We start from the raw sequence: 18,487 nt of genomic DNA on the forward strand, positions 1-18,487 counted from the left end.
GGCGTTTACGTGCCCTTCGGCGGATGGTTACAGCTCGGGGGCGTTCTGCTCCTCGGTGCCGTGGCCGATCTGGGCGTAGACGCGCGGGTTGCGGCGCTTGAGGACGTAGCCCCAGACCACCCCGATGACACCGGAGAGGATGACGATCGCCGGGAGGAGGAACGTGGTCGCCGACGGCGGCGCCGTGGGGTCGCTGGTCAGCAGGGTGTTGAAGTACACGACGATGAGGACGAAGACCGCCGTCAGTCCGAGCCCCGACACCACCGGGGCGACGACCCGCTGCCAGGCGCCGAGCCCGTGGTGCGAGCGGCGGAAGAAGCCGATGACCGCGAAGGACACGATCGCCATCAGCAGGACCAGCCCGAGAGCGCCGGTGTTGGTCAGCCACGAGAACAGCGTCAGCACCGGGAACAGGATCGCCGGCGCTCCCTTCGGCGGCACCCAGCCGACGCTGGCGAGCGCGAACGCGGCGATCACGACGAGCGCGAGGACGGTCTGGGCGAGCGACCCGGCCCACGGCGCCCGGCTGTGCGCGCGCACCCGGGCCAGCCACGACGGCAGCACGCCCTCCCGGCCGAGGGAGAAGAAGTAACGCGCGACGGCGTTGTGGAAGCTGACGAGCGACGCGAACAGGCTGGTGATGAAGAGCACCTGGGCGATGTCGCTGATGAGCACGCCGACGTTCGACTCCAGGAACGAGAAGATCAGGTTCGGTCCCTGCTCGGTGGAGTCCTTGATCACGTGACTCGGACCGGAGGCGATGGTCATCGCCCAGGACGACAGCGCGTAGAACAGCGCGATCACGCCGACGGCCGTGTAGGTGGCCCGGGCGACCGTGCGCTTCGGGTCCTTGGCCTCCTCGCCGTAGATCGCGGCGCCCTCGAAGCCCATGAACGCGGCGATGCCGAACGCGAAGACGGCGCCGATGCCGGGCACGAACAGGGCGGACGGGCTGAGCGCCTGCGCGCTGACCCCCTCCGGCGCGACGACGAACGCCGCCACGTCGTAGACGATGACGACGAGGAACTCCAGCGCGACCAGCACGCCGAGCACCTTCGCCGACAGGTCGACCCGGTTCACGCCCAGGACGCCGACGATCGCGATGCAGACGATGATCGGGAGCCACCACGGCAGATCCCAGCCGAACTTCGTGTTCAGGAGGGAGGCGACCTGATAGCCGAACAGCCCGTAGACGCCGATCTGCATGGCGTTGTACGACACGAGCGCGACGATGGAGACGCCGACGCCGAGCGGACGCCCGATGCCCTGCGAGACGTAGGAGTAGAACGCTCCCGCGTTGGTGACGTACCGGCTCATCGCGGCGTAGCCGACCGCGAAGATCGCGAGCACGACGCCGAGCAGCAGGAACGACAACGGCACGCCGAGCACGCCGGTGACGGCGAAGGTCGTCGTGACGCCGCCGGCCAGGACAGTCAGCGGCGCGGAGGCGGCGACGATCATGAAGGTGACGGCGGGCACGCCGAGCCGGCGGTGGGCAGCGGTGTGGGGGGTGACGCTGACAGCGGTGTCAGAGGTGGAGGTCACGGGGCTTCTCCCTCGATGGGACGCGCTCAGGGGGATGCGCGATTGAAGACGATCCAATCGCGCGGGCGCGTCCCGCGCTTGCCGTGCGGTGCACGGCGGTTGACTGCAGCGGAACAGTTGGCCCGTTCACGCCCGCCGGCTGCGCGGGATCACCTCCAGCTGGGTGAGGCGGCAGTCGGAGAGCGCGGTCAGGCGCAGGGCGCCGCGCAGTCCCCCGGCGATCCGGAAGGCCCTGGTCTGGCCGGGCCAGTCGAACACCTCGTCCTCGTACCGCCCCGCGTCCACCTCCTCGCCGTCCGTCCCGACCCATCCGACCTGCCAGGAGAGCACGGCAGGCTCGGGGACGGTCACCGTCAGCAGTGACGCGTCGGCGACATCGACCGGCAGGTCGACGGTCTCGCCGACCCGGAGCGCGACGGTGGTCTCACCGCTGTCGTCCGTCAGCGGATGCGCGTCCGCGCTCAGGACATCCGTGGCCCGGTCGGCGTACCCGTGCAGCTCGGAGGCGCTCACCGGCCGGGAGCCCGCCGCCCAGCCGGCCGGGCGATCCGTCAGCTCGAACTCGATCCGGGCGCCGGCCGCGATCACCGCGTGCGGGATGGTCACCGCTTCCCAGGGTTCGCCGTTCACGCGGACCGCCGCGATGTGGTCGCCCGAGCCCGCGACGACCTCGATCACCGTGACCGGGCGGCCGGGCGGCCTCAGTTCGGCCCGGCGGACGGAGGGCGGCACGAGCACGTAGCCTCCCGTCGCCGGCGCGAGCGGGTAGAGGCCGATCGTGCAGAACACGTACCAGGCGCTCATCTCGCCGTTGTCCTCGTCGCCCGGGTAGCCCTGGCCGATGTCGGAGCCAACGAACAGCCGGCGCAGGCTGTCCCGCACCACCGCGTGCGCGCGGTCGTGGTCGCCGGCGAACATCGGGACGAACGGGATGTGGTGCGCGGGCTGGTTCGACATCCCGAGCATGCCGGAGCGGATGTCGCGCGCCTCCGTCATCTCGTGGATGGCGTGCGGATATGAGCCGCGGTGACGCGACGAGCCGGTCTCCTGCCGAGCGAAGAACCGGTCGAGAGCGTCTTTCAGCCCGTCCTCGCCGCCGTGCAGCTCGACGAGCCCGGCGCCGTCGTACGGCACGGTGAACATCGTGCCCCAGGCGTTGGTCTCGGTGTAGTCGACGCCCCAGTCGTCCGGATCGAAGTCCTCCGCCGACGCACGCCAGTCTCCGTCCGGACGGCGGCCGAGGAAGAATCCGAGCTCGCGGTCGAAGACGGCGCGATAGCCCAGCGAGCGGCGGGCGAACCACTCGGCCTCGGCGGCCAGCCGCGCCGCCTCCGCCGATCCCTGCTCGGCCCGGTCGAGCAGCAGCCGTGCCATCGCGGCGACGCCCCAGTCGGCGATGGCGGCGTCGAGCGTCCAGGACATGCCTTCGTGCGTGTCGGTGTCGACGTAGCCGCGGAACGCGCCGGGCAGCATCCCCTTGCGGCCCACGCGCCGATCCGGGGACGGCACGGTCGCGTTCTTCACGGCGCTGCGGTAGGCCTCCACGAGGTCCAGCCCCGGGACGCCTTTGACCAGGAGGTCGGCGAACACCACGTCGCTCGTCGTGCCGGTCATCACGTCCTCCGGGCCCGGCGCACTCCAGCGGGGCGTCCAGCCGTCGTCAAGGAAGTGCTGCACGAAACCCTGCGCGAGCGCGCCCGCGTCGTCCGGGGTCAGGAGGCCGAGGAGGGGCCACGCCGTCCGGTAGGTGTCCCAGAAGCCGTTCGTGGTCGAGAGGTCGCCGGCCGTCGGCTCTCCGGTGGAGAGCGCCCGGTGCCGCGGCTCGGCGGTCAGCGCGGACTCGCCCGCGCGCAGCGGATGGAGGAACAGCCGGTACAGGCCCGAGTACACCGAGACGAGCTGGTCGTCGGTCGCCCCGTCGATCACGAGCGTTCCGAGCTTCTCCTCCCATGCGCTCTCCGCGCCGGAGAGCATGGCGTCGAAGCCGCCGGCCGCGGCGAGGTTCGCCTCGGCGTCGGCGAACGAGAGCGTCGAGATGCCGAGCAGCACGTCCACCGGGTGATCGGCCGCGACGACGACGTAGCCGCGGAGCAGCCCGCTGCGGAACCGGGTGCGGTCGGCCAGCGCTCCGGCGATCCGGAGATGGAGGTAGTGCACGGGAGTCCCCGGCCGGTCGTCCAGCAGCGCCTCGACGACGGCGTCGCCGCCCTCCAGCCGCACGCGGGCCTCCCGCAGCTCGCCGTGGTGGTCGAGGATGATCGACGCCCGGTCGCGGCCGGTCTCGAACCCGAACCGCCAGCCGAGCGCGAACGCGCCGGCCGTCATGGTCGCGTCGACCGCGCCGCCGTGGGGCGCAGCAAGCCGCACCCGGTAGCGGTGCGGGCCGTCGAGCTCGTCGTCGTGGTCGAAGGCCAGGGCGCGCTCGGCGCGTCCGGTGGCGGGATGCTCCGACGGGTTGGGCATCACCTGGAACACCCCGCGGTCCCCCATCCACGGCGACGGGAGGTGCGACGTGGCGAACGCCTGGATGGCCGGCCGGTTGTCGGCCTTCCGGTTGTGCGCGTGGAAGGCGTACGGCCAGCGGTTCTGATCCGCGTCGGTCATCGGGAGGCCGAAGACGCCGCCGTGCGGGACCGCCACGAAGGGCGCCGTGTTGCCGCGCGAGAACTCGCCGGACGACTGGGTGCCGCGGGTCGTGCGCACGGCGTCGATCGGTCGGGCCGGGCTCTGCGGCCGTGGCTCGATGGCGACGGCGTCGAGCCAGCCGGTGATCCGGAGAGGCTCGGCCGCGGCCGTCCCGTCGCGGTCTTCGCGCCCGAGCACCGCCATGGCCTCCACCACGCGTCGGCCCGCGAGCGCGGCCAGCGGCACCGCGCGGCGGTTCCACTGGTCCACCCAGGTCATCCGGGCGTCGTCCTGCGCCTCGGGCGTAGCCGCCGTGCCGTACTGGTCGCGGAGCGCGTACTCGGAGAGGCGGGTCCCGTCGTCGAGCACCAGGTCGACCGCGAACGCGGTCGCCGCCCAGAACGACGCCAGGTCGGCCGTGTCCGGCTCGGCAGCGCCCGCGGGCAGGGTGCGCTCCGGGAACCAGTGCCACACCAACTGATCGCCGGGCCGGATCACGTGATCGCGGAGGGCGGGGAGCGGACTCTCGACCCGCCCTCCCGCCGTCGTCGTCAGCGCCAGGGCCTCGACCGAGCGGAAGCCGGCGCCGGGACGGGCCGCCGGCGCGAAGGCCGGGCCGCCCGCCCGATGACGGGAGGCCGTCATCACCGCACCGCGAAGCGCAGCGTGCGCACCTCGAACGGCGACAGGGTCAGCTCGACGCTCCCCGCGTCGGCCGCCGGCTCCCCGGGCAGCTGCTCCTCCAGCAGCGTCGCGGTGCGCGCGGCGCCGACCGGGGCGTCCACCCGGAGCCGCGCGGTCGCCCGCCGGCCCTCCGGCTCGTACACGCGCACGATCAGGTCGCCGCTGCGGTCGTCGGCCAGCTTCACGCTCGAGACGACGGCGCCGCCCTCCACCGAGACCAACGGGGACACCGCGTGCGCGCCGCGGATCGTCCGGGCGTTCTGGTTCATCAGCACGCCCGCCGCGGTCGCGCCGGCCACCGACGTGCCGATCACCAAGCCGTACCGGTGGGTCTGCACCCCCTGGTCGGTCTCCGGGTCGGGGAAGCGCGGGGCCCGCAACAGCGACAGCCGGAGGGTCGTGGTGACCTCCCCGTCGCGCACCGAGCGCTCGGTGTCGTAGCCGTAGCTCGAGTCGTTGACCAGCGCGACGCCGAATCCCGGCTCCTCCACCAGCACGAACCGGTGCATGGAGGTCTCGAACTTGGCGGCCTCCCACGAGGTGTTCGTGTGCGTGACGCGCTTGTGCGCGCCGAACTGCGTCTCCGCGATGGTGTGCTCCGCACGCACGTCGAGCGGGAACGCGACCTTGAGGAACTTCTCGGTCTCGTGCCAGTCGGTCGACTGCTCGAATTCCAGCGTGCGCGACCCCGCCGCGAGCGAGAGGGTCTGCGTGACCGTCGACGTCGAGAAGGAGCGCTTCACGATGACGCGGGCGACCCCGTCCTCCCCGATCCCGCCCTCGATCGAGTCGACCTCGCGGAGGTCCTCGACGCGGTTGCGGTAGAACCGGTCGACGTCCCAGGCGTCCCACATGTTCGGGAAGTCCTGGTGCAGCTGGAGGAGGTTCGCCTCTGCGCCGGGGGCGATCGCCTCCCTGCCGGTCGCGAGGTCCACCGCCGAGGTGACCAGGCCGTCGTGCCCGACGACCACGGACACCACGCCGTTGCGCAGCCGGAAGCCCTCCGGGCCCTGGTCGAACCAGACCGGCTCGGCGGCGGACCGCTCGGCGGGCGCGATTGCGTGGGCCTGGAGTGCGCCGAGCGCCGTGGCGGCCGGGTTGGCGACCAGTTCCTCGTCGCCGGAGCCGGCGAGCGCGGCCAGCGCCGACGCGATGAGCTCTTCCAGCTCGGCGGCGACGGCCGCGTAGGTAGCGACCGCTTCGCGGTGCACCCACGCGATCGACGTGCCGGGCAGGATGTCGTGGAACTGCAGCAGCAGCACCTGCTGCCACAGCCGGTCCAGCTGCTCGTACGGGTACGGGAGGCCGGCCCGGACCGCCGCGGTCGCGCTCCACAGCTCGGCCTCGACGAGCAGGTGCTCGGTGCGCCGGTTGCCCTGCTTCGTGCGGTGCTGGGAGGTCAGGGTGGCGCGGTGCAGCTCCAGGTAGAGCTCCCCGACCCACACCGGCGGGTTCGGCAGCTCGGCACGGGCGCGCTCGAAGAAGGCGTCCGGGTGCTCCCAGGCCACGCGGGCGCTCCCCTCGAGGTTCGCGAGCCGCGCGGCCTTTCCGGTCATCTCGCGCGTCGTCCCGCCGCCGCCGTCGCCCCAGCCGACCGGCGCGATCGAGCCGGTGGCGTGCCGGTTCTCGCGGAACTGGCGCGACGCGCGGGCGACCTCCGACCCGGAGAGCTGCGAGTTGTAGGTGTCCATCGGCGGGAAGTGCGAGAACAGCTGCGACCCGTCGATGCCCTCCCATAGGAACGTGTGGTGGGGGAACTTGTTGACCTGGTTCCACGAGATCTTCTGCGTGAAGAACCACTCGAACCCGGCCCGCCGCATGAGCTGCGGGAGGGCGGGCGAGTAGCCGAAGCTGTCCGGCAGCCAGGCGCCCTTCGGCGCGATCCCGAACTGCTCGCGGAAGAACCGCTGCCCCTGCGAGAACTGGCGGACGATCGACTCGCCCGTCGGCATCACGGTGTCGGACTCCACCCACATTCCGCCGAGCGGCAGGAACCGACCGGCGGCGACGGCGGCGGTGATCCGCTCCCACACCTCCGGCCGGTGCTCCTTCACCCACGCGTACTGCTGCGCGCTCGACATCCCGTAGAGGAAGTCGTCGGTCTGGTCGATGAGCTCGGTCATGGTGGAGGTCGTGCGCGCAACCTTGCGGACCGTCTCGCGCACGGGCCAGAGCCAGGCCGAGTCGATGTGGGCGTGGCCGACCGCGGAGATGCGGTGGGCGGACTCCTCGGCCGGCGAGGCGAGCACGCCCGCGAGCGGGGCGCGGGCGTCTGGTGCGGTCTCCGGGATGCGCTGCAGGTCGAGCGCGTCGAGCGCGTCGTCGAGGGCCTGCAGGATGCGCATCTTCCGCGGTCCGTCCGGGAGTTCCTGCTGCAGCTCCAGCAGCACCTCGATGTCGAGCGCGAGCGCGTGCACCTCGGCCTCGAACACGGCCAGCTCGATGCGACGCGTCGTGTAGAGCGGCTTCGCCGAGGAGGTGAGGATGTCCCCTTCCTGCGTCGGCAGGAAGGGGTGGTAGTCGAGCAGCACCGGGTTGGAGGCCGCCTCGATGAACAGCTCGACCTCCTCGTCGCCCTCCGCGCTCTCGGCGACGAGCACCCACTGGTTGCGCGGGTTGATCGACTTCACCGGTGAGCCGTCCGCCCGGTAGACCAGGCCCTCGCACTGGAAGCCGGGCATGTTCTTGTCGAAGCCGAGGTCGATGACGGCCTCCACGCGGCGGCCGGCCCAGGCGGCGGGCACGGCGCCGGTCAGCCGGAACCAGGTGGTGCCCCAGGCGCGGCCCCACGGCGTGCCCACCTCGTACGGCGTGTAGTCCAGCGCGAGACCCTCGGCGGGCGGGATCGGCTCGCCCGGCAGCACGTTCCAGGCGATCTCCACCGGCGCCGTCTCGCTGTGGACGGCCGGGAGGATCCGCTCGTCGAGCACTCGGCGCGCGCGTCCGGTGGTCAGGGGGATGTCGTCGTGCATCGCTGCCTTTCTGGGGGTGGTTCAGGAATGTCGAGGAAATCGGAGGTCAGGGGGCGACGGCCGGGTGCGGCACGCTCACCGGAGCGTCGGCCGTCCCCGCCGCCTCGATCAGCCGGCCGATGCCGCGCGCGTCCAGCATCGCCCGGTCGGTCGACCGGGATCGCAGGACGACCTGCGGGCCGCGGCCGGACTCCTCCGCCACGGCGAGCCAGGCCCGGGCGAAGCCGCCGCCCGGGGCGCACGACCGCCGCACGTGCGGGTTGGGCCGGCCCTGCGCGTCCACGTCGTCCAGCACGATCGCCTCGGCCGGCGGCGCCTGTTCGCTCGGGCGGCCGCCGAGTTCGCGCGCGACCTCGGCGAAGCGGGCGCCCACCGGCTTGAGGACGCCGTCGGAGGAGAACAGGCCGAGGTCGTACTCGAGCTCGGGGAAGTCGGCGAGCGCGCGCGACACGTCGTGCGAGCACCACCAGGTGACGCCGAACGCGTTCTGGACGTCGGCCGCGTGCCGGATCGTCCGCTCGACGAAGTCGGGGGCGTCCTCGGGCGCGACCACGGTCGTCGGCGCCCCGACCTCCTGCAGCCAGTTCGGCCGGCCGGGCTCGCGGTTCCACGCCGCGGCGAGCTGCATCAGGTATTCGCCGTGGCGGACGGATCCCGCCCCGAGCGACCCGTGCAGCTGCCCGGCCCCGTTGAACACCCACGAGTGCGTGATGGTCATGTCGCCGTGCTCGGCGGCGTGCTCCGGGCCGAACGGCTGGTCGTCGTCGTACCAGGCCGCGTCGTACTGCGCGACGGTGACGGAGGGCGCGTGCCGCTCCGCGCCGCCGAGCCCGTCCCGCGCAGCGGCGACCATGGTGCTGAGCCAGCTCGCGGCCTGCCCGGGGCCGACCGTGTGCGGCGAGGGATGCGGCGCGTGCGCGAACTGGTTCAGCTCGTTCCCGATCGTCACGCCCAGGAGGTTCGGGCGCCCGGCGAGCGCCGACGCCAGCTGCCGGACGTACGCGGCGGTCGAGCCGACGACGTCCGGATCGGTGAACATGTTGCGGCGGTGCCAGGAGTCGAGCCAGGACGGCAGGAAGTCGAAGCTCGACAGGTGCCCCTGGAGGGCGTCCACGTTGGCGTCCAGGCCGAACGAGGCCGCGATGTCCACGACCTCCACGATGTCCGCCAGCGCGCTCGCCCGGACCAGCGACCGGTTCGGCTGCACGACGGGCCAGAGCGGGAAGATCCGCACGTGGTCCGCGCCCAGCGAGGCGATCGCCTCGAAGTCGCGGGCGACCGCGGACGCCGAGAAGTCCAGCCAGGAGTGGAACCAGTTGCCCGACGGTGTGTAGTTGACGCCGAACCGCATCAGCCTTTCACGCCTCCCTCTTGCACGCCTTTGAAGAAGAACCGCTGCAGCGCGGCGAAGATCACGGCGATCGGGATGAACGCGATCATCGTGCCCGCCGCGATCAGCCGCTGATCGTTGGAGAAGGTGCCCTGAAGATACTGCAGACCCACGGTCAGCGTCAGCTTGTCCGGCGACTGCAGCACGATCAGCGGCCAGAGGAAGTCGTCCCAGGCGCCGATGAACGAGAAGATCGCGATCACGGCGATCGTGCCCTGCACGGCGGGGAGGGCGATCGACCACAGCCGCTGCCACGAATTGGCGCCGTCCACCACCGCGGCCTGGTCGATCTCATCGGGGATCTGCCGGAACGCGTTGTACATCAGCAGCACGTTCAGCGCCGCGATCATCCCGGGCAGGGCGACGCCGGCGAGGGAGTCGGCGAGGCCGAGGTCCTTGACGGTGACGAACTGCGAGATGATCGTCGCCTCGCCGGGCAGCACGAGCGTCGCCAGGAAGAGCCCCAGCACGATCTTGCGGCCCCGCCAGCGCAGGCGCGCCAGCGCGAAGCCGGCGAACGTGGCGAACACGATGTTGCCGACGACGTCGATCGCCGCGACGATCAGCGAGTTGCCGATGTAGACCCAGACCGGGATGGCGTCGGCGACCTTGCCGTAGTTCGCCAGCGTCGGCTGCGACGGGATGAACGACGGCGTCGCGGTGTAGATGTCCTCCCCCGCGCCCTTGAGGGAGGTCGAGAGCTGCCAGAGGAAGGGGCCGACCGTGATGAAGAGCACGATCACGAGCAGCACGTAGCGAAGGATCCGCTCGCGGGTGGACATGACGCCCCACGCCCGGCGGCGTCGCCTGCGCTGCGGCGCGCGCGGGGCTCCGATGTCGGCGGCCGGCGCGAGCGCGAGCTCGGCGGCCGCGTTGCTGGTGGCTGTCGTGGTCTGGGTCATCGGTCGGCCTTGCTGTTGATGCGGGCGAGCACGAGCATCGGCACGAGCGTGACGACGAACAGCAGGAGGCTGAGGGCCGAGGCGTAGCCGAGGTTGCCGGTGAACCCGCGCGCGTACTGCTGGATGAGGATGACGAGCGACTGGTCCTGGCCTCCCGGGCCGCCGGTGCCGTTCGTCAGGATGTAGAGCTCGCTGAACACGCGCAGCGACGAGACGCAGATCAGGATCGCGACCAGGGTCATCGTGCCGCGCACGCCCGGCACGGTCACCGACCAGAACCGGCGGGCGGCCCCTGCGCCGTCGAGCGCCGCGGCCTCGTGGAGCTCGCTGCCGACGTTCCCGAGCGCCGCCAGGAAGATGATCATGTAGTAGCCGAGGCCCTTCCACACCGTCAGGCTGATCGCGCTGAACAGGACGAGCCAGCGGTCGGTGAGGAACGGAATGCTCCCGTGCACGAAGCCGAGCGTCTTCACCATCTCGTTGATGACGCCGCGGTCGTCGAGGATCCACGTCCAGATCAGGCCGACGACCACCGCCGAGGCGATGACCGGGGTGTAGAAGGCGGTGCGGAAGAACGCGATGCCCGGCAGCTTCTTCTCGACCAGCACGGCGATCAGCAGCGGGAGGATCGTCAGCAGCGGCAGGCACACGATCATGTAGACGACGCTGTTGAGCAGCGCCTGCCACACGTCGGGGTCGGCGAAGAGCCGGCTCCAGTTGTCGAAGCCGACGAACCGGCTCGTTCCGCCGAGCGGGCTCTCGTTCGTGAACGACATCCTGACCGTGTTGAGCGACGGCCACACGCTGAAGCCGATCAGCCACACCAGCGCGGGCGCGACGAGCAGCCAGGGGGTGAACCAGCGGTTGGCACGCAGCACGCGGGCCTCCCTTCTGTCGGTCACCCGGCCGGAGGCGGACCTCCGGCCGGGTGAGTGATGGTGCTCAGCCGTTCGAGAGGAGGCCGTTCATCTTGGTCTGGGCGGTCTGCAGCGCGTCCTTGGCGGAGGCGTCGCCCTTCATCGCGAGCGCGATCTGCTGGTCGAGGATCGTCGACATGGCCTGGTTCACCTGGACGGGGTTGAGGTTCTTCGCCGTCTTCAGCGCCTGGTTGGCGAGCACGCGCGCCTGACCGTTCTCGGTCCCGTCGTCCTTGGAGAAGAACGGGTCGGACTGGGAGGAGATCGTGGACGGGAAGATGTTGACCAGGTGGGCGAAGGCCTCCTGGTTCTTCGCGTTCGTGATGAACTGCGCGAACGCCTCGGCGGTGGCGGGGTGCTTCGACTTGGCGGAGACGCTCATCCCCTGCACGTACAGCGGCGGGGTGTCGAGCGCGGGCGAGACGACCACGTTGCCCTTCAGCGACGGGTTGTTCTTCTCGAAGTCGGACAGGCTGGTCGCGCCTCCCGTGGTCCACGCCACCTTGCCCTGGGTGAACAGGGTCGAGTTGCCGAGGTAGTCACTGTTGAGGACGGTCGACGGCATCAGGCCGGACTTGTAGGCGTCGGCGTAGCGCTGGATGAGGTCGACGGCCTTCTGGTTGTCGGCGAAGACGAACTTGGTGCCCTTCGCGTTGAGCACGGGCACCCCGGCGAGGACGAAGTCGCCGACGCCAGGCTTGCGGCTCATCAGGTAGCTGTCCGGGCAGGCCTTGTGCAGGGTCGCGGCCTGCTGGATGAGCTCGTCGGTCGAGGTGGGCACCTTGGCCGGGTCGAGGCCGCACTGCTGGAACATCGTCTTGTTCCAGTAGTCGACGTCCGTGTTGAGGTACCACGGGTAGCCGTAGACGCCGTCCAGGCCGTTGTACTTGTACGCGTCGAGACCGCCGGCGACGTAGGTCTTGCTGAGCGTGCTCGACGACTTGGAGATGTCGGCGAGGAAGCCCTTCTGAGCGAGCGGCAGCGCGATCTCCGGCGGGAGGTTGATGACGTCGGGCAGCGAGTTGGAGGCCGCCTGGCTCAGCACCTTGTCGGAGTAGCCGTCGCCCGGCTGGTCGATGAGCTTGACCTTCGTGCCGGGGTGGGCCTTCTCGAAGGCGGAGATGACGCCGTCGAGGTAGCCGGTGAACTTGGGCGTGAGCGCCCAGGTCTGCACCGAGATGCTGCCGGTGACGTCGGACGAGCCCGACTCGCCCGCGGAGCAGGCGGTGAGCAGTGCGGCGGTGGCCGCTGCGGCGCCGAGGATGCCGGCGGCACGGAGGGCGACGGAACGCCGCGCGCGGGGTGTGGAGCTGAACTTCATCGTGGCTGACTCCTTTGTACAGGGGATGACTAGAGCGGTTTAGTGACGGATGAGTCGATCATTCCGCCGATCTCGCTTGTAGAAGTTATCGCCTACTAAAGCGATATAGTCAAGTCATCTCCGCCAAGATAGAGACGTGGCGCCCGACCCAGAGGAGACCGGTGTGAATCCGCCGAAGCGTTCGACGATCGCGGACATCGCCGCGCGCGCCGGAGTCTCCCCCGGCGCGGTCTCCTTCGCCCTCAACAACCGGCCGGGCGTCTCCGACGAGACCCGTGCGCGGATCCTGAGCATCGCCCAGGAGCTGCACTGGCGGCCGCACTCGGCCGCACGCGCCCTCGGCGGCGCGCGGGCGGGCACCATCGGCTTCGTACTGAACCGGCCGGCCCGCACGCTGGGAACGGAGTCGTTCTTCGGCGACCTGATCTCGGGCATCCAGCTCGGGCTGAGCGGCTCGCACACCGGCGTGAACCTGCTGGTCGCGCGCGACCTCGCCGAGGAGCTCGACACCTACCGCGAGTGGTGGAACGGCCATCAGGTGGACGGGGTCGTCGTGGTCGACCCGCGCACCCCCGACCAGCGCGTCGAGCTCCTGGGCGAGCTTGGGATGCCGGCCGTGCTCATCGGCTCCCGGCCGAACCCGCCCGGCACGACCCCGAGCGTCTGGATCGACGACTCCGAGGCGGCCACGACCGTCTTCGGCTACCTGCACGCCCTGGGCCACACCCGCATCGCCCATGTGGCTGGGCTGGAGGCGTTCGAGCACACCCGGATGCGCACCGCGGCCCTCCAGGACTTCGCCGCGACCTCCGGCTTGACCTGGGCTCAGTCGTTCGGCACCGACTACTCGGCTGAGCAGGGCGCGTCGACGACCCGCGCGCTGCTCTCCCGCGCCGAGCCGCCGACGGCGATCGTCTACGACAACGACATCCTCGCCGTCGCCGGCCTCGGCGTCGCGGCCGAGATGGGCTTCGCCGTGCCGGAGCGCCTCTCGATCGTGTCCTTCGACGACTCGGTCATGGCGCGGCTGGTACGCCCGGCCCTGACGTCCCTCCACCGCGACACCGTGGAGCTCGGCGAGCGCGCGGCCCGCCTCCTGCTCGAGCAGATCGAGAAGGGCGAGACCCTGGAGTCCCGCCCGGGCCCGGCGCTCACGCTGGAGGCGAGGGATTCGACGGCGCCACCTGGGCGGTGAGCGGTTCGGGCCCCCTCCACGTGCCCGCGGCCCCCGCTCACACCGGAAACGCCACCGGGTAGTCCTCCGCGAAGTCCGCCGAGCGCCCGACCGCCGCCCAGCGGTCGTCGTCGGCGAGCAGGCGGCGATCCTGAGCCAGCGACATCTCCACCGCGTTCACGCCGAGCGGCAGGTGCTCGGGGAGGTCGTCGCGGCCGGCGAGCGCCACCAGGATCTCGGCGGCGCGGCGCGGGTCGCCCGCCGGGCCCTCCGGGTTCTGGCGGAGCCGCTCGTTGACGGCGCCGATCGTCTGCTCGTAGCCCTCGGGGATGTCGTGCACTGTCATCGATGATCCGGCCCAGTCGGTGCGGAACCCGCTCGGCTCCACGACCAGCACGCGGGCGCCGAACGGCGCGGTCTCGGCGCGCAGCACGCGGCTGAACCCGTCGATCGCGAACTTCGCCGCCTGGTACGACGCGATGCCCGGCGAGCCGCCCACCCGTCCGCCCACCGACGAGAACTGCACGATCAGGCCGCCGCCCTGCGCCCGCAGCAGCGGGATCGCCGCCTTGGAGACCGTGTAGACGCCCCAGAAGTTGGTCTCGAACTGGGCGCGCACGTCCGCGTCGTCTGCGGTCTCGATCGGAGCGACGTTCGCGTAGCCCGCGTTGTTCACGATCACGTCGAGAGACCCGAACGCCGCGTGCGCCTCGGCCAGCGCGGCGCGCACGCGGTCGGGGTCGGTGACGTCGAGGGCGAGCGGGAGGATCCGGTCGCCGTACTGCGTGGCGAGGTCGTCGAGCTGCTCGGGGCGCCGCGCGCTGGCGGCGACGCGGTCGCCGGCCTCCAGGGCGGCGACGACGAGCTCGCGGCCGAAGCCGCGGGAGGAACCGGTGATGAACCATGTCTTCTGCATGTCGTTAATAAAACACCGTTTCATTACTTTGTGCAACACGGTTGCGGTAAACTTTCAGCATGACGACCGCCGACTTCCAGCGCGCCCGCTCCCCCGAGGCGAAGCACGCCCGCGAGGCGGCGATCCTGCAGGCTGCGCGCACGCTCGCCGCGCGCGACGGCATCCGCCGGGTGACGCTCACCGACATCGCCGACGAGACCGGGATGCACAAGTCGGCGATGCTGCGCTACTTCGAGACCCGGGAGGAGATCTTCCTCCGGCTCACCGCGGACGGCTGGCGCGAGTGGACGCCCGCACTCTGCCAGCGCATCGCGGCCGCGCCGAAGCGCGGGGACGCGGTCGCCGTCGTCGCCGCCGCCTTCGCGAGCACCCTGGCGGCGCGCGGCGCCTTCTGCGACCTCCTCGCCCAGGCGCCGCTCAACCTGGAGCGCAACGTCTCGCTCGACGCGGTGCGCACCTTCAAGCTGACCACCCGCGAGTGCCTCGACCGCATCGTCGACGCCGTGCGCGCGGCGCTCCCCGCGCTGAGCGAGCTGGACGGCGTCGACCTCGTCGCGACGGCGACCTCTCTCGCCGGCACGTTCTGGCAGATCGCGACACCGTCGGTGGAGGTCGCGGCACTGTACCGCTCCGACCCGCGGATGTCCCACGCGCTGATCGACGTCGAACCGCGCCTCGAGCGGATCCTGACGGCGCTCCTGACCGGGCAGTCGGCGGAGCGCCGCCCGCAGTGAGGCGCGGTGCGACCGCCGGCTACGCGCTGAGGCGCGGGTAGTCCGTGTAGCCCTCCGCGCCGGAGCCGTAGAAGGTCGCCGCATCGGGCTGGTTCTCCGGGTGCGCGCCCTTCCACCGCTCGACCAGGTCGGGGTTGGCGATCGCGAGACGGCCGACGGCCACAGCGTCCGCGTGCGAGTCCTCGACCAGTGCGATCGCCTCGTCGCGCGAGGTGACCGAACCGAAGCCGCTGTTCACGATGAACGGGCCCGCGAAGCGCTCGCGCAGGTCCTGGACGAGCTCGCCGGTCGGGTCGCCGTGCAGCACGCTCACGTAGGCGAGGCCCAGCGGCGCGATGCCGTCGACCACGGCCTCGTAGGTGGCGGTGGCGTCGGCGAGGTCCGTCTCGAAGACGTCCTGGATGTTGTGCATCGGGGACAGCCGGATGCCGACCCGCCCGGCGCCGACGGCCTCCGCGATCGCGGTCGTCACCTCGACGACGAAGCGGGCTCGCGCCTCCGGGGACCCGCCGTACCGGTCCTCGCGGACGTTGGAGACCGGCGACAGGAACTGGTGGAGCAGGTAGCCGTTCGCGCTGTGCACCTCCACACCGTCGAGGCCTGCGGCGATGGCGTTCCTCGCCGCCGCGACGAACTCGTCGCGCACCTCCGCGAGCTCGTCCAGCGTGAGCGCGTGCGGCACCGGGAAGGCGACCTTGCCGGTGGTCGTGCGGGTCTCACCGTCGATCGCGACGGCGCTCGGGGCCACGATGCGGTCCGTCCCGTTGATCAGCGGATGCGAGACACGGCCGCTGTGCATGAGCTGCATGACGATGCGCCCGCCCTCGGCGTGCACGGCGTCCGCGACGGCGCGCCAGCCGGCGATCTGCTCCTGCGTGACGATGCCCGGCTGGCCGGGGTAGGCACGCGACTCGTGACTGGGGTAGGTGCCCTCGGTGATGATCAGCCCGACGCTCGCCCGTTGCGCGTAGTGCTCCGCCACCAGCGGCCCCGGGATGCCCGCCTCCCCCGAACGCGTGCGGGTGAGCGGCGCCATCACGACGCGGTTGGGAAGGTGGAGGTCGCCGAGCGAAACGGGTGTGAACAGATCCATCGAGGGGATGCCTTTCGGTGTGCGGACGCGGACCCGCGGTCGGGGGTCGACTGCGCGGTCGGGCGCAGCCCCTGGTCGGAACGGCGCTCGCGTCCGGACTATTCCGGCGGGCCACACGCAGCCTGTTGACGGTGCCGAGTTGAACCGGTTAAGCTGCGGCCGTTCCTCACTCGGCGGCCGATGATGCCCACCCGGAGAACGCATCCGCGGACAGGACGGCACGGCTGCCGCCTCAACGGAAGCAGGTGCGCGGTGCCCACATCCCCCCGACAGCCGATCGCCACAGCTCGATCGCATCGACGCTCCATCGGATCGGCGGTCGCCGTCGGCGCCGCAGTCCTCGGCGTGCTCGCGTCCACGCAAGCCGCCGTCGCCGCCCCGCCTCCCCCGCAGCCCGACCTCGGACCGAACGTGATCGTCTTCTCGCCGGACATGCCGCAGGCCGACATCCAGGCGAAGGCGGACGCGATATACGCGCAGCAGGTCGACAACGAGATGGGCGCCCAGCGGTACGCGCTCCTGTTCAAGCCGGGGACCTACGGGTCCGCGACCGACCCGCTGGACATCAAGGTGGGCTATTACACCGAGGTCGACGGCCTGGGGCAGGACCCGTCGGCCGTCACCATCAACGGCGGGGTGACCGCGACAGGCAAGAATGGCAGCGGCGCGTTGGACACGTTCTGGCGCTCCGTCTCCAACCTGACCATCCACGTGGTGCCGACGTCCGACGGGTGCCACACCGGCAACGAGATGTGGGCGGTGTCGCAGGCCGCGCCGATGCGTCGGGTGGACGTCAAGGACTACACCACGTTCATGCCCTACTGCGACAACCCGAACTACGCGAGCGGCGGGTTCGTGGCCGACTCGCGGCTGGAGGGTGGAGCACTGAACGGCTCGCAGCAGCAGTTCTACGTGCGCAACACCGACCTCGGCGCCGGCTGGTCCAACGCCGTGTGGAACCAGGTGTTCTCGGGCGACATCAACGCCCCGGCGCAGTCGTTCCCGAACCCCGCCTACACCACGCTGGCGGAGACACCGGCCTCGCGCGAGAAGCCGTATCTGTACGTGGACGCAGGCGGGGACTACCGCGTCTTCGTGCCGAGCGCGCAGACGGACTCCACGGGGCCCACCTGGGCGAGCGGCCACACCCCCGGTCGGTCGCTGCCGTTGAGCGGCTTCTTCGTCGCCCATCCCGGTGACTCCATCGCGAAGATCAACTCCGCTCTGGCGCAGGGGAAGAACCTCCTCGTCACCCCGGGCGTGTACGACATCGCGCAGAGCATCGCCGTGAAGCGGGCCGACACCGTCGTGCTCGGGCTCGGCATGGCCACGCTGACGGCGCAGGGCGGCGCCATCCCGATGACGGTGGCCGATGTCCGAGGGGTCGACATCGCCGGCCTGACCTTCGACGCGGGTCCGGTGAAGTCGCCCACCCTCCTCCGGGTCGGGAGCGGCCACGACAAGGGCGGCCCGCATGTGGCCGCGGCGAGCGACCCGACCGCGTTGCAGGACGTGTTCTTCCGGATCGGCGGCCCGCACGTCGGCAGGGCCACCACGAGCCTGGAGGTCAACAGCGACCACACCATCCTCGACGACATCTGGGCGTGGCGCGCGGACCACGGCGTGGCCGGCTCGGTCGGCTGGACCGTGAACACGGCCGACACCGGGGTCGTCGTGAACGGCGACGACGTGACCGCGACCGGCCTGTTCGTCGAGCACTACCAGCAGTACAACGTCGTGTGGAACGGAGAACGCGGCCGGACCGTCTTCTTCCAGAACGAGCTCCCCTACGACGCGCCCGACCAGGCCGCGTGGCAGCACGACGGCCTCGACGGGTACGCCGCCTACAAGGTGGCGGACACCGTGCGGAGCCACGAGGCGTGGGGCCTGGGCAGCTACATCTACACCAACGTCGACCCGACCCTCCACGCGACCCAGTCGTTCGAGGTCCCGAACACGCCCGGCGTGGTGATGCACGACCTCAGCACGGTCGCGCTGAACACGAACGCCGGCACGATCGACCACGTCATCGACGGCCAGGGTCCCGCGGCGACGGGGGCGAACAGCGGCAGCGCGCAGACCGTGACCACCTACAGCGACGGCGTGGCGCAGTAGTCGCGTGACCGGAATCGAACCCTGTGGCCTGGGCGCGACCCGGGCCACAGGTGCGTAAGGAGCGGTTAACGAGTTTAGGATAATGAAGACGAAAGGGCG

12 protein-coding genes are annotated in these 18,487 nt (G+C 71.2%); 3 read left to right on the plus strand and 9 right to left on the minus strand.

Annotation, left to right across the window (positions count from 1 at the left end; genetic code table 11):
* Positions 1–27 precede the first annotated feature (27 nt).
* From F1C12_RS10895 to F1C12_RS10925, 7 genes are all read right to left on the minus strand, one after another.
* Entirely contained in the window at positions 28–1,545 is a 1,518-nt protein-coding gene (locus F1C12_RS10895; protein ID WP_258045843.1) for an APC family permease, read from the minus strand.
* Positions 1,546–1,671: 126 nt separating this feature from the next.
* The gene (locus F1C12_RS10900; RefSeq protein ID WP_185275050.1) at positions 1,672–4,815 is read right to left on the minus strand and encodes a GH92 family glycosyl hydrolase; all 3,144 of its coding nucleotides are present in this window, start codon (positions 4,813–4,815) and stop codon (positions 1,672–1,674) included.
* On the minus strand, positions 4,815–7,826 hold the full coding sequence (locus tag F1C12_RS10905) for an alpha-mannosidase (RefSeq protein WP_185275051.1): 3,012 nt from the start codon (positions 7,824–7,826) through the stop codon (positions 4,815–4,817). The genes F1C12_RS10900 and F1C12_RS10905 overlap by 1 nt, the downstream gene beginning before the upstream one ends.
* Positions 7,827–7,872: 46 nt before the next feature.
* Positions 7,873–9,177, minus strand: a complete 1,305-nt coding sequence (locus F1C12_RS10910; protein WP_185275052.1) for a glycoside hydrolase 5 family protein — start codon at positions 9,175–9,177, stop codon at positions 7,873–7,875.
* Complete coding sequence (locus tag F1C12_RS10915; protein ID WP_185275053.1) at positions 9,177–10,118, minus strand: carbohydrate ABC transporter permease; 942 nt, start codon at positions 10,116–10,118, stop codon at positions 9,177–9,179. The genes F1C12_RS10910 and F1C12_RS10915 overlap by 1 nt, the downstream gene beginning before the upstream one ends.
* A complete protein-coding gene (locus F1C12_RS10920; protein WP_308457983.1) occupies positions 10,115–10,996 on the minus strand; it encodes a carbohydrate ABC transporter permease in 882 nt (293 codons plus the stop codon). Before F1C12_RS10920 ends, F1C12_RS10915 begins: the two co-directional genes overlap by 4 nt.
* A gap of 64 nt (positions 10,997–11,060) precedes the next feature.
* Positions 11,061–12,356: an ABC transporter substrate-binding protein gene (locus F1C12_RS10925; protein WP_185275054.1), complete on the minus strand. Its 1,296-nt coding sequence runs from the start codon at positions 12,354–12,356 to the stop codon at positions 11,061–11,063.
* Between the two features lie 163 nt (positions 12,357–12,519).
* Between F1C12_RS10925 and F1C12_RS10930 the strand changes: the two genes are divergently transcribed.
* Complete coding sequence (locus tag F1C12_RS10930) at positions 12,520–13,551, plus strand: LacI family DNA-binding transcriptional regulator (RefSeq protein ID WP_185275055.1); 1,032 nt, start codon at positions 12,520–12,522, stop codon at positions 13,549–13,551.
* Positions 13,552–13,588: 37 nt separating this feature from the next.
* Here the strand turns inward: F1C12_RS10930 and F1C12_RS10935 are convergent, their stop codons facing one another.
* Entirely contained in the window at positions 13,589–14,446 is an 858-nt protein-coding gene (locus F1C12_RS10935) for an SDR family NAD(P)-dependent oxidoreductase (RefSeq protein WP_185275056.1), read from the minus strand.
* A 59-nt stretch (positions 14,447–14,505) separates the two neighbouring features.
* On the opposite strand from F1C12_RS10935, the gene F1C12_RS10940 reads away from it, so the two are divergent.
* The gene (locus F1C12_RS10940) at positions 14,506–15,180 is read left to right on the plus strand and encodes a TetR family transcriptional regulator (protein WP_185275057.1); all 675 of its coding nucleotides are present in this window, start codon (positions 14,506–14,508) and stop codon (positions 15,178–15,180) included.
* Between the two features lie 19 nt (positions 15,181–15,199).
* On the opposite strand, the gene F1C12_RS10945 is transcribed toward F1C12_RS10940, so the two are convergent.
* Complete coding sequence (locus tag F1C12_RS10945) at positions 15,200–16,273, minus strand: alkene reductase (protein WP_185275058.1); 1,074 nt, start codon at positions 16,271–16,273, stop codon at positions 15,200–15,202.
* 252 nt (positions 16,274–16,525) lie between these two features.
* Here F1C12_RS10945 and F1C12_RS10950 point away from each other — a divergent pair, with 252 nt between their 5' ends.
* Positions 16,526–18,388 carry an adenylyl cyclase gene (locus F1C12_RS10950; protein ID WP_185275059.1) on the plus strand — a complete coding sequence of 621 codons (1,863 nt, stop codon included), beginning with the start codon at positions 16,526–16,528 and terminating at the stop codon, positions 18,386–18,388.
* The last annotated feature ends 99 nt before the right edge of the window (positions 18,389–18,487 follow it).

This window comes from Leifsonia shinshuensis, from assembly GCF_014217625.1.
Lineage (GTDB): Bacteria > Actinomycetota > Actinomycetes > Actinomycetales > Microbacteriaceae > Leifsonia > Leifsonia shinshuensis_A.

Bases quoted from the DNA above. Each gene is read 5' to 3' on its own strand.
- F1C12_RS10900 (WP_185275050.1), bottom strand. From the start codon at position 4,815: ATGACGGCCTCCCGTCATCGGGCGGGCGGCCCGGCCTTCGCGCCGGCG.
- F1C12_RS10905 (WP_185275051.1), bottom strand. From the start codon at position 7,826: ATGCACGACGACATCCCCCTGACCACCGGACGCGCGCGCCGAGTGCTC.
- F1C12_RS10910 (WP_185275052.1), bottom strand. From the start codon at position 9,177: ATGCGGTTCGGCGTCAACTACACACCGTCGGGCAACTGGTTCCACTCC.
- F1C12_RS10915 (WP_185275053.1), bottom strand. From the start codon at position 10,118: ATGACCCAGACCACGACAGCCACCAGCAACGCGGCCGCCGAGCTCGCG.
- F1C12_RS10925 (WP_185275054.1), bottom strand. From the start codon at position 12,356: ATGAAGTTCAGCTCCACACCCCGCGCGCGGCGTTCCGTCGCCCTCCGT.
- F1C12_RS10935 (WP_185275056.1), bottom strand. From the start codon at position 14,446: ATGCAGAAGACATGGTTCATCACCGGTTCCTCCCGCGGCTTCGGCCGC.
- F1C12_RS10940 (WP_185275057.1), top strand. From the start codon at position 14,506: ATGACGACCGCCGACTTCCAGCGCGCCCGCTCCCCCGAGGCGAAGCAC.
- F1C12_RS10945 (WP_185275058.1), bottom strand. From the start codon at position 16,273: ATGGATCTGTTCACACCCGTTTCGCTCGGCGACCTCCACCTTCCCAAC.